12 protein-coding genes are annotated in these 13,101 nt (G+C 62.8%); 7 read left to right on the plus strand and 5 right to left on the minus strand.

Annotation, left to right across the window (positions count from 1 at the left end):
* Positions 1-26: 26 nt before the first annotated feature.
* Positions 27-920 carry a bestrophin family protein gene (locus HBR93_RS21100; protein WP_169961009.1) on the minus strand — a complete coding sequence of 298 codons (894 nt, stop codon included), beginning with the start codon at positions 918-920 and terminating at the stop codon, positions 27-29.
* Positions 921-1,175: 255 nt separating this feature from the next.
* Between HBR93_RS21100 and HBR93_RS21105 the strand changes: the two genes are divergently transcribed.
* The 6 genes from HBR93_RS21105 (at position 1,176) to HBR93_RS21130 (ending at position 7,200) form a co-directional block, all read left to right on the plus strand.
* A complete protein-coding gene (locus HBR93_RS21105; protein ID WP_057440087.1) occupies positions 1,176-2,828 on the plus strand; it encodes an AMP-binding protein in 1,653 nt (550 codons plus the stop codon).
* A 21-nt stretch (positions 2,829-2,849) separates the two neighbouring features.
* Complete coding sequence (locus HBR93_RS21110; protein WP_169961010.1) at positions 2,850-3,617, plus strand: SDR family NAD(P)-dependent oxidoreductase; 768 nt, start codon at positions 2,850-2,852, stop codon at positions 3,615-3,617.
* A gap of 12 nt (positions 3,618-3,629) precedes the next feature.
* Positions 3,630-4,823, plus strand: coding sequence for an acetyl-CoA C-acyltransferase (locus tag HBR93_RS21115; protein ID WP_057440089.1), 1,194 nt, complete (start codon positions 3,630-3,632; stop codon positions 4,821-4,823).
* Positions 4,824-4,832: 9 nt separating this feature from the next.
* A complete protein-coding gene (locus HBR93_RS21120; RefSeq protein ID WP_169961011.1) occupies positions 4,833-5,960 on the plus strand; it encodes an acyl-CoA dehydrogenase in 1,128 nt (375 codons plus the stop codon).
* A gap of 14 nt (positions 5,961-5,974) precedes the next feature.
* Positions 5,975-6,748: an enoyl-CoA hydratase gene (locus HBR93_RS21125; RefSeq protein ID WP_057440091.1), complete on the plus strand. Its 774-nt coding sequence runs from the start codon at positions 5,975-5,977 to the stop codon at positions 6,746-6,748.
* 257 nt (positions 6,749-7,005) lie between these two features.
* Complete coding sequence (locus HBR93_RS21130) at positions 7,006-7,200, plus strand: hypothetical protein (RefSeq protein WP_057440092.1); 195 nt, start codon at positions 7,006-7,008, stop codon at positions 7,198-7,200.
* A 1-nt stretch (position 7,201) separates the two neighbouring features.
* On the opposite strand, the gene HBR93_RS21135 is transcribed toward HBR93_RS21130, so the two are convergent.
* Entirely contained in the window at positions 7,202-7,582 is a 381-nt protein-coding gene (locus tag HBR93_RS21135; RefSeq protein WP_057440093.1) for a hypothetical protein, read from the minus strand.
* A gap of 253 nt (positions 7,583-7,835) precedes the next feature.
* Here HBR93_RS21135 and HBR93_RS21140 point away from each other — a divergent pair, with 253 nt between their 5' ends.
* Entirely contained in the window at positions 7,836-10,124 is a 2,289-nt protein-coding gene (locus HBR93_RS21140) for an acylase (protein ID WP_169961012.1), read from the plus strand.
* A gap of 5 nt (positions 10,125-10,129) precedes the next feature.
* Here the strand turns inward: HBR93_RS21140 and HBR93_RS21145 are convergent, their stop codons facing one another.
* The 3 genes from HBR93_RS21145 to HBR93_RS21155 form a co-directional block, all read right to left on the minus strand.
* The gene (locus tag HBR93_RS21145; protein ID WP_115128148.1) at positions 10,130-10,654 is read right to left on the minus strand and encodes an AAA family ATPase; all 525 of its coding nucleotides are present in this window, start codon (positions 10,652-10,654) and stop codon (positions 10,130-10,132) included.
* On the minus strand, positions 10,651-11,214 hold the full coding sequence (gene pnuC / locus HBR93_RS21150; protein ID WP_057440095.1) for a nicotinamide riboside transporter PnuC: 564 nt from the start codon (positions 11,212-11,214) through the stop codon (positions 10,651-10,653). Before pnuC ends, HBR93_RS21145 begins: the two co-directional genes overlap by 4 nt.
* Positions 11,215-11,361: 147 nt before the next feature.
* Positions 11,362-12,996 carry a methyl-accepting chemotaxis protein gene (locus tag HBR93_RS21155; RefSeq protein ID WP_115128149.1) on the minus strand — a complete coding sequence of 545 codons (1,635 nt, stop codon included), beginning with the start codon at positions 12,994-12,996 and terminating at the stop codon, positions 11,362-11,364.
* Between the last annotated feature and the right edge of the window lie 105 nt (positions 12,997-13,101).

Below are 13,101 nucleotides of genomic sequence, written 5' to 3' on the forward strand. Positions count from 1 at the left end.
AGACACCGGCGAGTGTCAAACCCGCGTCACGTCAGCACATAGTCCACGGGCTCCAGGGGCGCTGGCAGGGCAGTTTCGCCCAGGGCGGCGAGGATCTCCCGTTCCAGGGTGCGCACGATGGCATTGCACGGCAGGTCGTTCTCGTCGAAGCCGAAGGGGTCCTCCAGGTCATCGCCGATTTCATCCAGGCCAAAGAAGGTGTAGCTGACGATGGCAGTAAAAATCGGCGTCAGCCAACCCAGGGGCTCGGCCATGGCAAAGGGCAGCAGGATGCAGAACAGATAGATGGTGCGGTGCAGCAGCAAGGTGTAGGGGAAGGGCAGCGGTGTGCTCTTGATCCGTTCGCACGCCGCCTGGACTTGGCTGAGCCCCACCAGGCGGGTTTCCAGCTGGGTGTAGCGCCAGTCGCTGATCCGCCCCTGTTGCGCGGCATCCGAGCAGTGGGCGCCGAGGGTTTGCAGGATCCGGTCCGGCAGGTTCGGGTGGCCGGGCTCGACATTGACCCACGGCTGGATGGCACGGGCCTCGTCTTCCAGGCGCAGGCGCGCCACCAGGCCATGGGCAAAACCACACAGGCCGCGCAACAGGGCCTCGCGTTCGCCTGGCTGGGTAAAAACCTGGGTTTCGCGGATCAGCGAGCGGATTTCAATGACCATCTGCCCCAGTTGCTTGCGGCCTTCCCACCAGCGGTCGTAGCAGGCGTTGTTGCGAAAACTCATGAAAATCGACAGCGATAGCCCGAGCAGGGTGAACGGCGTGGCGTTGACCTTGGAGAAGTAGGCCGGGTGCAGGGTTTCCACCAGCACGATCACCGAGGCCAGCAGGGTCACCAGCAGGCTGCGCAGGGCAATACGCTTGGCAATCGAACCCTTGAGGGAGAACAGGATGCCGAATAGGTTGGGTTTGGGGCGAACAATCATCGAGGGGCTTCTTCGTGGCGCAGGCCCTCAGATTAGAAGCCGGCGGTCGGGGCGTCCAATCGCTTGCGTTGACCGGCTGATTGTTGGCCTCTATGACGCAACGGTTTGGTCCAAGGCGCCATTGGCCAAACCAGTCAGCCACATTGAAAGCTTTGACCATTGTCCCTGCGCCGCTCTGGCGCCACTATTTCCCCCCGATTCAACCCCGCAAAAGCACGCCCCCCAAAACAACAAAAGACACAGGGATTTGCCACGATGCGCGATTATTTGGCTGCTACCACCCAGTTCAACTACCAGCAAACCGTCGAGGCCGCACTGGCCGGCCACCTGCAGGCGCTCAACGCCTGCGTCGAATGCTGCGACCGGCACGCGTTGCCGGGGCGCATTGCGTTGTTTTGGGAGGGCAAGGATGGCCGCAGCGCCACCGTGACCTTCAGCGAATTGCAGGATCAGGCGGCGCGTTTGGCCAACTTCCTCCTGGCCCAGGGCGTCAAGCGTGGCGACAAGGTCGCCGGCCTGTTGCCACGCACTGCCGAATTGCTGGTGACGGTGCTCGCCACCTGGCGCATCGGCGCGGTCTATCAACCGCTGTTCACGGCCTTTGGCCCCAAGGCCATCGAGCATCGCCTGAACAGCTCCGGCGCGGCGCTGGTGGTGACCGACGCGGTCAACCGCAGCAAGCTTGCCGAAGTCGCTGACTGCCCGACCATCGTCACCGTGGCCGGCGCCAAGGGCGAAGGCATTGTGCGCGGCGATTTCAGCTTCTGGGCCGAGTTGCCCAACTATTCGAATGTGTGCGAACCGGTACTGCTGGGCGCCGATGATCCATTCCTGCTGATGTTCACCTCTGGCACCACTGGCCCGTCGAAAGCCCTGGCCGTGCCGCTCAAGGCCCTGGTTGCGTTCCAGAGTTATACCCGCGACGCCGTGGACCTGCGCCCCGAAGATGCGTTCTGGAACGTCGCCGACCCGGGCTGGGCCTATGGCATCTACTTCGGTGTGACCGGGCCGTTGTCCATGGGCCATCCGATCACCTTCTACGATGGCCCGTTCACCCTGGAAAGCACCTGCCGGGTCATCAACAAATACGGGATCACCAACCTGACCGGTTCGCCCACGGCCTACCGCCTGCTGATCGCCGGTGGCGAACAGTTCGCGCGCTCGATCAAGGGCCGGTTGCGCATTGTCAGCAGCGCCGGCGAGCCGCTGAACCCGGAAGTGATCCGCTGGTTCGCCGATAACCTGGGGGTGACCATCCACGACCACTACGGTCAGACCGAACTGGGCATGGTCCTGTGCAACCACCACGGCCTGGAACACCCGGTGCATGTCGGCTCCGCCGGCTTTGCCTCGCCGGGGCACCGCATCGTGGTACTGGACGACAACCACCAGGAACTGCCCGCCGGCCAGCCCGGCATCCTGGCGATCGACCGCGAGCAGTCACCGATGTGCTGGTTCGCCGGCTATGAAGGGGTCAAGACCAAGGCCTTCGTCGGCAAGTACTACTTGAGCGGCGACACCGTGGAATTGAACCCCGATGGCAGCATCAGTTTTGTCGGGCGCAGCGACGATGTGATCACGACGTCTGGCTACCGGGTAGGACCGTTTGATGTGGAAAGCGCCTTGGTCGAGCACCCGGCGGTGATCGAAGCCGCGGTGGTCGGCAAGCCGGACGCCGAGCGCACCGAACTGGTCAAGGCTTTTGTGGTGATCAACAGCCAGTACCGCGCCGACGCCGCGTTGGCCGAGGAACTGCGCCTGCATGTGCGCAAGCGCCTGGCGGCCCACGCCTACCCACGGGAAATCGAATTTGTCAGCGACTTGCCCAAGACCCCGAGCGGCAAGCTGCAGCGGTTTATTTTGCGTAACCAGGAAATCGCCAAGGTCCAGGCAGCGACTACGGCTTGATCCCTTTTTAAGGAAACAACGATGCAGATTGAAAACAAGGTATTTATGGTCAGCGGCGGCGCTTCGGGCCTCGGCGCGGCTACCGCCGAAATGCTGGTGGCCGCAGGCGCCAAGGTGATGCTGGTGGACCTGAATGCCGACGCCGTGGCGGCCCAGGCTGCAAAACTGGGCGCGCAGGCGCGCAGTGTGGTCGCGGATATCAGCCAGGAAGCGGCCGCTGAAGCTGCGGTACAGGCCACGGTGGCGGCGTTTGGCGCCCTGCATGGCCTGGTCAACTGCGCGGGGGTGGTGCGCGGCGAGAAAATCCTCGGCAAGAATGGGCCCCATGCCCTGGCCAGCTTTGCCCAGGTGATCAACGTCAACCTGGTCGGCAGCTTCAACCTGCTGCGCCTGGCCGCAGCGGCGATTGCCGAAACCACGGCGGATGTCGACGGTGAGCGCGGGGTGATCATCAACACCGCTTCGGTGGCGGCCTTCGACGGGCAGATCGGCCAGGCCGCCTACGCGGCGTCCAAGGGCGCGATTGCCAGCCTGACCCTGCCGGCCGCCCGTGAACTGGCGCGCTTCGGCATCCGCGTGATGACCATCGCCCCGGGCATCTTTGAAACACCGATGATGGCCGGCATGACCCCGGAGGTTCGTGACTCCCTGGCGGCCGGCGTGCCGTTCCCGCCACGCTTGGGCAAACCGGCCGAATACGCCGCGCTGGCCCGGCATATCATTGAAAACAGCATGCTCAATGGCGAGGTGATCCGTCTTGACGGGGCCTTGCGCATGGCGGCCAAGTAAGGAGGATTTGTCATGACTCAGCTCCACGATCCGATTGTTATTGTCAGTGCCGTACGCACGCCCATGGGCGGCTTCCAGGGCGACCTCAAGGGCCTGACCGCGCCGCAACTGGGCGCCGCCGCGATTCGTGCGGCTGTCGAGCGCGCCGGTATCGCCCACGACGCCGTGGATGAAGTGCTGTTCGGTTGCGTGCTGCCCGCCGGTCTCGGCCAGGCCCCGGCACGCCAGGCCGCGCTGGGTGCCGGCCTGGATAAATCGACACGTTGCACCACCCTCAACAAAATGTGCGGTTCGGGCATGGAGGCGGCGATTCTCGCCCATGACTCGCTGCTGGCCGGCAGCGTGCAGGTGGTGATCGCCGGCGGCATGGAAAGCATGTCCAATGCCCCGTACCTGCTGGATCGGGCCCGTAGCGGCTACCGCATGGGCCATGGCCGGGTGCTTGACCATATGTTCCTCGACGGCCTCGAAGACGCCTATGACAAGGGCCGCCTGATGGGCACCTTTGCCGAGGATTGCGCCGAGGCCAATGGCTTTACTCGCGAAACCCAGGATGCGTTTGCCATTGCCTCGCTGACCCGCGCCCAGCAGGCGATCAGTGCCGGGCGTTTCAGCGCCGAGATCGTCCCGGTGCAGGTCACCGTGGGCAAGGAGCAAAAGACCATCACCGACGACGAGCAGCCGCCCAAGGCGCGCCTGGATAAGATCGCCACCTTGAAGCCGGCGTTCCGCGAAGGCGGCACGGTGACGGCGGCCAACTCCAGCTCGATCTCCGACGGCGCGGCGGCCTTGCTGATGATGCGCCAGTCCGAAGCGCAGAAGCGTGGGCTCAAGCCCCTGGCAGTGATCCACGGTCATGCGGCCTTTGCCGATGAGCCGGGGCTGTTCCCGGTGGCGCCGGTGGGGGCGATTCGCAAGCTGATGAGCAAGACCGGCTGGGACCTGGGCGATGTCGACCTGTTCGAGATCAACGAAGCCTTTGCCGTGGTCAGCCTGGTGACCATGAGCAAGCTGGAAATCCCCCACGACAAGGTCAACGTCCACGGTGGGGCGTGTGCCCTGGGGCATCCGATTGGCGCATCCGGCGCGCGGATCCTCGTGACCCTGCTTTCAGCGCTGCGCCAGCGGGGCCTCAAGCGCGGCGTTGCAGCCATCTGCATCGGCGGCGGTGAAGCCACGGCCATCGCCGTCGAATGCCTGGATTAAGGAATTTTTATGTTGCCCAATGACGAACAACTGCAAATCAGCGACGCGGCCCGGCAATTCGCCCAGGAGCGGCTCAAACCGTTCGCTGCCGAGTGGGACCGCGAGCATCGCTTCCCCAGGGAGGCTATCGCTGAGATGGCCGAGCTGGGTTTTTTCGGCATGCTCGTGCCGGAACAGTGGGGCGGCTGCGACACCGGCTACCTGGCCTATGCCATGGCCCTGGAAGAGGTCGCTGCCGGTGATGGCGCCTGCTCGACCATCATGAGCGTGCACAACTCGGTGGGCTGCGTGCCCATCCTCAAGTTCGGCAATGACCAGCAGAAAGAACAATTCCTCAAACCCCTGGCCAGCGGCGCAATGCTCGGTGCGTTTGCCTTGACCGAGCCCCAGGCCGGGTCCGATGCCAGCAGCCTGAAAACCCGCGCGCGTCTTGAAGGCGATCATTACGTGCTCAATGGCTGCAAGCAGTTCATCACCTCCGGGCAGAACGCCGGGGTGGTGATTGTATTTGCCGTGACCGATCCTGCGGCCGGCAAGCGTGGGATCAGCGCGTTTATCGTGCCCACCGACTCGCCGGGCTACACCGTCGCGCGGGTCGAGGACAAGCTGGGCCAGCATGCGTCCGACACCTGTCAGATTCTGTTTGAGGATGTGAAGGTGCCGGTCGCCAACCGCCTGGGCGAGGAGGGCGAAGGCTACAAAATCGCCCTGGTCAACCTGGAGGGCGGTCGCGTGGGTATTGCCTCGCAATCGGTGGGCATGGCCCGTGCGGCGTTCGAAGCTGCCCGGGATTACGCCCGTGAGCGGGAAAGCTTCGGCAAACCGCTGATCGAGCACCAGGCTGTAGCGTTTCGCCTGGCGGACATGGCCACCCAGATCGCTGTGGCCCGGCAGATGGTGCACTACGCGGCGGCCCTGCGCGACAGCGGCAAGCCTGCGCTGGTGGAGGCGTCCATGGCCAAGCTGTTTGCCTCGGAAATGGCCGAGAAAGTCTGTTCTGCCGCCTTGCAAACCCTGGGTGGATACGGTTACCTGAGCGACTTCCCGTTGGAGCGGATCTACCGTGATGTGCGGGTCTGCCAGATTTATGAAGGCACCAGTGATATTCAGCGCATGGTCATTTCGCGCAATCTTTGAAGAGGAACGGATCAATGAGTTATGAAACCATTTTGCTCGACGTTCAAGGCCGTGTCGGGCTGATTACCCTCAATCGCCCCCAGGCGCTGAATGCCTTGAACGCGCAATTGGTCAGCGAAGTGAACCAGGCCCTGGACAGCCTGGAAGCCAATCCCGACATCGGTTGCATCGTGTTGACCGGCTCGAAGAAAGCCTTTGCCGCTGGCGCCGATATCAAGGAAATGGCCGAGCTGACCTACCCGCAGATCTACCTTGATGATCTGTTTAGCGACAGCGACCGTGTGGCCAACCGCCGCAAGCCGATCATCGCGGCGGTCAATGGTTTTGCCCTAGGTGGCGGCTGTGAACTGGCGTTGATGTGCGACTTTATCCTGGCCGGTGATACGGCCAAGTTCGGCCAGCCGGAAGTCAACCTCGGCGTCCTGCCGGGCATGGGCGGCACCCAGCGCCTGACCCGTGCGGTGGGCAAGGCCAAGGCCATGGAGATGTGCCTGACCGGGCGTTTTATCGACGCCGTGGAGGCCGAGCGTTGCGGCATCGTGGCGCGGATTGTGCCGGCGGACGAACTGCTGGACGAGGCGCTCCAGGTTGCGGCGCTGATCGCCAGTAAATCGGTGCCGATCAGCATGATGGTCAAGGAAAGCGTGAACCGCGCCTTTGAAGTCAGCCTGTCGGAAGGCGTGCGCTTTGAGCGCCGGGTGTTCCACGCCGCCTTCGCGACCCAGGATCAGAAGGAAGGCATGGCCGCGTTCGTGGCCAAGCGTGCGCCGCAGTTCAAGGACCAATAAGCCCCTGACCAACTGCCCCGTGGCGAGCAGGCTTGCCCGCGTTGGGTGGCGTAGCAGCCCTAAAATCCGGCCCCGCGTGTTCAACTGAAGCAATGCGCTGGGTGTATTGGGCTGCTACGCAGCCCCGCGCGGGCAAGCCCGCTCGCCACAACCGTTGCGCTGGCAAGGCAAATAGGGTCATGCCAAAGCGCTTTATCGCCTGTAACATGAGGCCCTGATACGCCCCAGATACAATTTTCAGGTTTCAGGAACCCGTCATGACCCAGAAGCAACGCTTGATTTACTCGATTCTGATTTCCCTGGTCGTCCTCGGCACGATGTTTGGCCTGTCCTATTTGCAGAACATCGGCGCCATCAGTGAGAAGACGTTCCAGTACATCGCCATTGCCGTGGCGGTGATTGTGGTGGTGATCAACGGCATCATGCGCCGCAAGGTCAAGCCCAACCTGTAAGTCAGGCGCTGGTCGCCAGGACCTTGGCAGCCTCTTCATGGAGGCTGTAGCTTTTGTCGCTGTTGAGGGTGATCACGCCCTCGCTGCACAGGCGCTTGAGCACCTCGCGCACACTGAGAAACGACAGCGGGATGCCCAGTTCCAGCAAGTGGCTGTGCACACCCCGTACACCCAGCGAGCGGCCGTTGTCGGCGGCGGTGAGCAGGGCGTCGATGACTTTCAGCCGGATCAGGCTGGTACGCAACCCAAAACACTTGAGCAGATGCCGGATGCGTTGGTTGCCTTGATGCTCGGGGGCCTTGCCGAAGGCTTGGTTACTTGCGCCGAAAGCGGCGTCGTGTGCCATAAAATGTCCGTCCGTGGGCAGTTGCGGGTTGTGCATGCAAAAACTCCTTATCAGAGCCTGATCAGGAAAACGATGGTGCTCTCTAGTTAATAAGACGTATGAGCCACGCAAATCATGAAGTCCAAGCCGGATAAATTTTCTCGGTCTTACGTCTGTCACCTTCCTGGCGCCGGTAAATAAGGCGCGCGCGGCCTAAATTTCTGCGGATTTCTACGTCTTTATCCATGGGCTGGTGTTGGCGAGTCGGCCCCGCCTTGGGCGTTCAATTTGGTTTGATGATGGGGTCTGCGTGATTATTTCCAACGGGTTGTCCAGGGTTTGCGTGGCGGGTGTGTTGCTGGGGGTGAGCCTGTGTGCGACGGCCCGCCAGGTGAGCGACGTGCAGGCGGGTACGCTGAGCGCCGATATCCGCCGCACCGGGTTTGGTATCCCGCATATCCGCGCCAACGATGAGCGCGGCCTGGGCTATGGCATCGGCTATGCCTACGCGCAGGACAACCTGTGCCTGCTGGCCAACGAAGTGGTCACGGTCAATGGCCAGCGCGCTCGTTACTTCGGTGCCGAGCAGGCGACCCTGGAAGAGCGCAACAACTTGACCAGCGATGTGTTCTTTACCTGGCTCAATACGCCCGAAGCAGTGACGGCTTTCTGGAAGGCGCAGACCCCGCAGATGCAGCAGCGTCTTGCCGGCTATGCGGCGGGTTACAACCGCTACCTGCAAGAGCGCGGGGCCAAGGACCGACCGATGCAGTGCCAGGGCGCCTGGGTGCGGCCGATCACGACCGATGACCTGATCAAGCTGACCCGGCGGTTGCTGGTGGAAGGTGGCGTGGAGCAATTCGCCGAGGCCTTGGCGGGGGCGACACCACCCCAGCCAGGCGTGGCGGTGCAGAGCGATGTGCGAGCGTTTGAGGTCGCCACCTTGAAGCAGCAACGCTTTGCCCTGGATCGCGGCAGCAACGCGGTGGCGGTGGGCAGCGAGCGCTCGTTCAACGGGCGCGGCATGTTACTGGCCAACCCGCATTTCCCGTGGATCGGCGGCATGCGTTTTTATCAGATGCACCTGACCATTCCTGGTCAGCTGGACGTAATGGGCGCCGCCTTGCCGGGCCTGCCGGTGGTCAATATCGGCTTCAACCAGCATGTGGCCTGGACCCATACGGTGGACACATCCAAGCATTTCACCCTGTATCGCCTGACCCTGGACCCGAAGGACCCGACCCGCTATTTGCTCGACGGCAAGTCGATCCCCCTGCAGAAAACCCAGGTAACGGTACAGGTCAAGGGCGCCGAGGCCCACACCCAAACGGTCTACAGTTCGCAGTTCGGGCCCGTGGTGCAATGGCCGGGCAAGCTCGACTGGAACGGGCAATACGCTTTCAGCCTGCGCGACGCCAACCTGGGCAATGACCGCGTGCTGCAGCAGTGGTACGCGATGAACCAGGCCCGCAGCCTCAAGGACTTGCAAGCCTCGGTACACCGCCTGCAAGGGATTCCCTGGGTCAACACCCTGGCGGCGGACGATCAGGGGCAGAGCCTGTATATGAACCTGTCGGTGGTGCCGAACGTCAGTGCAAAAAAACTCGAACAATGCAGCGACCCGCGTGCCGGTCTGCAGATGATCATGCTTGACGGTGCCCACAGTGCCTGCGCCTGGGATATCGATCCGCGCGCCGCCCAGCCGGGGATCTTCGCCGCTGATCAACTGCCGCAGCTGGCGCGCCGGGACTACGTGCAGCACTCCAACGACTCGGCCTGGATGGCTAACCCCAAGGCCCCGCTGGCCGGCTTTTCGCCGGTGGTCAGCCAGGATCACATTGCCCTGGGCGCACGTTCGCGTTTTGCCTTGCAGCGCTTGCAGGACCTGGACACACAGCCGATCACCGTCGCCGATTTGCAACACATGGTGCTGGATAACCAGGTGTACCTGGCTGGGCAGGTGATGCCGGATCTGCTCAGGTTCTGCGCGCAACAGACGGATGCCGCCCTGAAAACCCTGTGTACCCGCCTCAAGGACTGGGACCAGAAGGCCAACCTCGACAGCGGCCTGGGCCTGGTGCATTTCTTCCAGGTCATGGAGCACCTGCAGCAAGTGCCGCAGGTGTGGCGCGTTGCGTTTGACCCGGACCACCCACAAACCACCCCGGGTGGGTTGCTCATCGAGCGGCCGGAGGTGGCCAAGGCGTTGCGTGAGGCAATGCTGGCGTCAATGGCGCAGGTGAGTGAGTCGGGGTTGAAAGAAGGCACTCGTTGGGGCGATATCCAGGTCTCGGGCAGCACCCCGATGCACGGTGGCCCGCAGGAACTGGGGATCTACAACGCCATGCAAAGCGTGCCGAGGGCCGATGGCAAGCGTGAGGTGGTCAGCGGCAGCAGTTACTTGCAGATCGTCACCTTCGACGACCAGGGGCCGAAAGCGGAAGGCGTGTTGGCGTTCTCACTGTCCAGCGATCCGGCGTCGCCTTACTTCAAGGACCAGACCCAGGCGTTTTCCGCGAAAAAGCTCAGCCCGTTGCCGTTTACCGAACAGCAGATCAAGGCTGACCCACAGTATCAACGGCAGCTGATCCACGAGTAGGGGCTTTATTGGCCGAGCAGGTGCGCCACGGCGGCAAACGCCTGGTCATGGCGTGCCTGCCAATCCCCGCCAATCACCTTGTAAGGTTGCTGATGCTGCTCCAGCCAGTCGCGGCTGGCCTGGAAGAAGGCCCGGCGGTCGGCCAGGTCCGGCTGGCAGCGTTGACCGTCGGCGGTCCAGCCAATGCCTTCGGGCGACAGCAACAGGTGCAGGTCGTAATGGCGGGCCAGCAGTGCCTCGTCGAGCCACGCGGGGGCATCGCCAAACAGCGTCAGGCTCCACAGCTTGTTGGTCAGCAGGTGAGTATCGAGTATCAGCAGTTGCGGCTGCCGGGCACGGCCGGCATCTTCCCAGGCCAGTTGGCCACGGGCGATGTCCGGGATGTCGGCGAGGGTCGTATCACGCTGGTAGTGGTCGATGAAATAGCGCACATACTCGCCCACCAGCACCGCACCGAAATGCGCCTGCAACTGCTCGGCCAGCCAGCTTTTACCGCTGGACTCGGGGCCTGCCATCACCAGCACCTTCATGTGCGCAACGCCGGATCGGCGCGCCATTCGCGCCAGCCTTGTACGGCAATCACTGTGAACAGGGCATAGAGCGCGGCCGTCAGGTACAGCCCCTTGTAGACAAACAGGCCGACAAAAATCACATCGACCACAATCCATAGTGCCCAGCATTGCACGCGTTTTTGCGCCATCCACATTTGCGCCACCAGGCTGAAGCCGGTCAGGGCGGCGTCCAGCCAGGGTTGTGCAGCATCGGTCCAGTGCGCCATGGCGGCGCCCAGCAACAGGCTGCCGACTGCGCCAACCGTCAGGCTCAGGAGGATAGCCTGGCTGCCAAGACTGCTGACCTGGCGCCCTTGCTTGACCTCGCCGGCACGGGTCCATTGCCACCAACCGTAGACCTGCAGGCCGGCATACACCACTTGCAGCAGCATGTCGGAATACAGCTTCACCTCGAAGAACACCCAGGTGTACAGCAGCACCATGACCAGGCCGATCGGCCAGCACCACGGGTTCTGCTTGACCGTCAACCAGACGGCAATCACCCCCAGCGCGGCGGCAAACAGTTCAAGCCCGGACATGGGATTCCTTGGAAGAGTCGAAGAGGAGGGCGATTGTACCCAACCGGCCGGGCAAAATCCTGTCCAGGCCGGGGGCTAATTATGGGAAGAGGGATTGCTGTGGCAAACCCGCTCGCTGTGGCGAGCGGGCTGCTGTCGGGAGGAGGGCTAGACCTTGAACTGGCGCAGGAGGCCGTTGAGTTCTTCGCTCAAGTCCTTCAGATGCACGCTGGCCTCGCTCGATTGCTGGGCCGCCAGCGCAGTGCTGTGGGACAGGCCGGCGGCCTGGGTCACGTTCTGGTTGATGTCTTCCACCACGTGGGCCTGTTGCAGGGTCGCGCTGGCAATCGAGGCGTTCAGGCCATTGAGGTTGCGCAGGGCCTGGCCGATGGCATTCAGGCTGGCGCCCGCCTGGCCGGCTTGTTCGATGGTCAGTTGCGAGGCCTGGTGGCTGTCGCTGATGACCTTGACCGCTGCTTCGGAATGCCCTTGCAGGCGCTCGATCATGTTCTGGATTTCGGCAGTGGATTTTTGCGTGCGCTGGGCCAGCAGGCGCACTTCGTCGGCGACCACGGCAAAACCACGGCCTTGTTCGCCGGCGCGGGCCGCTTCGATGGCGGCGTTGAGAGCCAGCAGGTTGGTCTGCTCGGCAATCGAGCGAATCACCTCCAGCACCCCGCCAATCTGCGTGCTTTCGGTGGACAGGGTGCGGATCACTTCCACCGCCTGGCTGATGGTGCCGGACAGCGCGTCGATCTGTTGCAGGCTGCCGTCGATATTGACTTGGCCCTGTTCGGCCTGGGTCTGCGCGTCACGCATTTCGCTGGCGGCGTGCTCGGCATTCTTCGCCACGTCCTGGACGCCGTAGGTCACTTCATTGATGGCAGTGGCCACCAGTTCCATTTGCTGGGATTGTTGCTGGCTGCGGTCATGGGCCTGGCTGGCATTGCTGCCCAGCTCGGCGGACGACTGGGCCAGGGCATTGGCGCACACCTGCAACTGGCTGACCACCTGGCGCAGTTTGGCGGTGAAGGTGTTGAAGTGCCGGGACAGTTGCGTGACTTCGTCCTGGCCGTGGGTGTCGAGGCTGCGGGTCAGGTCGCTTTCGCCACTGGCGATGTTGGCCATGGCCTGTACCGCTTCCTGCAGCGGGCGCACGATGCTGCGGGCAATCAGCACCACCAGCAGGGCCATGATCAGCGCAATACCCAGGCCGATCAGCGAGGCTTTCCAGACCTGGCCGCGAAATTGTGCCTGTACGTCGTCCACGTAGACGCCGGAGCCAATAATCCAGCCCCAGGGCTCGAACAACTGGATATAGGAGGTCTTGGCCACGGGCTCAGCCGCGCCGGGTTTCGGCCAGCGGTAATCGACCATGCCGACGCCCTTGGCCTTGGCCAGGGTGACGAACTCATTGAAGATCGCAAAGCCGTCCGGATCGCGGATGGCCGAAAGGTTCTGGCCGTCTAGCTTGGGGTTGGCCGGGTGCATGATCATCACCGGCGTCAGGTCATTGATCCAGAAATAGTCGTTCTGGTCGTAGCGCAGACCGCGCACCACACTCAAGGCTTGTTTCTGCGCGGCCTCGCGGGTCAGCACCCCGGTGGTTTCAAGGCCGTGATAAAAATTCAGAATTCCGCTGGCAGTCTGCACCACATGCTGGGTTTTCTGGCTCTTGGCCTGGTAGAGGTCGTCGTGGATCTGCTTGAGCATCAGCAAACCCAGGGTCATCAACATCAACACGGCGACTATCAGGATCATCCAGAGGCGCCGGCTGATCGACATATTGCGCAAACTGTTCATAGTCTTGTCACTCCGCGTTCTTATAATTTTCGGTGCTGCGTTGATCGGCCAGTGATAACGCGAAGCGAAATCCGGGCTTGTCTGATAGGCTTTCGGCCCGGAATC

Source organism: Pseudomonas sp. WS 5411, assembly GCF_012985595.1.
In the GTDB taxonomy this organism is placed as follows: domain Bacteria; phylum Pseudomonadota; class Gammaproteobacteria; order Pseudomonadales; family Pseudomonadaceae; genus Aquipseudomonas; species Aquipseudomonas shahriarae.

Coding starts and splice junctions, on each gene's coding strand:
- HBR93_RS21100 (WP_169961009.1), bottom strand. CDS start 920: ATGATTGTTCGCCCCAAACCCAACCTATTCGGCATCCTGTTCTCCCTC.
- HBR93_RS21135 (WP_057440093.1), bottom strand. CDS start 7,582: ATGCACAACCCGCAACTGCCCACGGACGGACATTTTATGGCACACGAC.
- HBR93_RS21110 (WP_169961010.1), top strand. CDS start 2,850: ATGCAGATTGAAAACAAGGTATTTATGGTCAGCGGCGGCGCTTCGGGC.
- pnuC (WP_057440095.1), bottom strand. CDS start 11,214: ATGTCCGGGCTTGAACTGTTTGCCGCCGCGCTGGGGGTGATTGCCGTC.
- HBR93_RS21105 (WP_057440087.1), top strand. CDS start 1,176: ATGCGCGATTATTTGGCTGCTACCACCCAGTTCAACTACCAGCAAACC.
- HBR93_RS21125 (WP_057440091.1), top strand. CDS start 5,975: ATGAGTTATGAAACCATTTTGCTCGACGTTCAAGGCCGTGTCGGGCTG.
- HBR93_RS21155 (WP_115128149.1), bottom strand. CDS start 12,996: ATGAACAGTTTGCGCAATATGTCGATCAGCCGGCGCCTCTGGATGATC.
- HBR93_RS21130 (WP_057440092.1), top strand. CDS start 7,006: ATGACCCAGAAGCAACGCTTGATTTACTCGATTCTGATTTCCCTGGTC.
- HBR93_RS21120 (WP_169961011.1), top strand. CDS start 4,833: ATGTTGCCCAATGACGAACAACTGCAAATCAGCGACGCGGCCCGGCAA.
- HBR93_RS21145 (WP_115128148.1), bottom strand. CDS start 10,654: ATGAAGGTGCTGGTGATGGCAGGCCCCGAGTCCAGCGGTAAAAGCTGG.
- HBR93_RS21115 (WP_057440089.1), top strand. CDS start 3,630: ATGACTCAGCTCCACGATCCGATTGTTATTGTCAGTGCCGTACGCACG.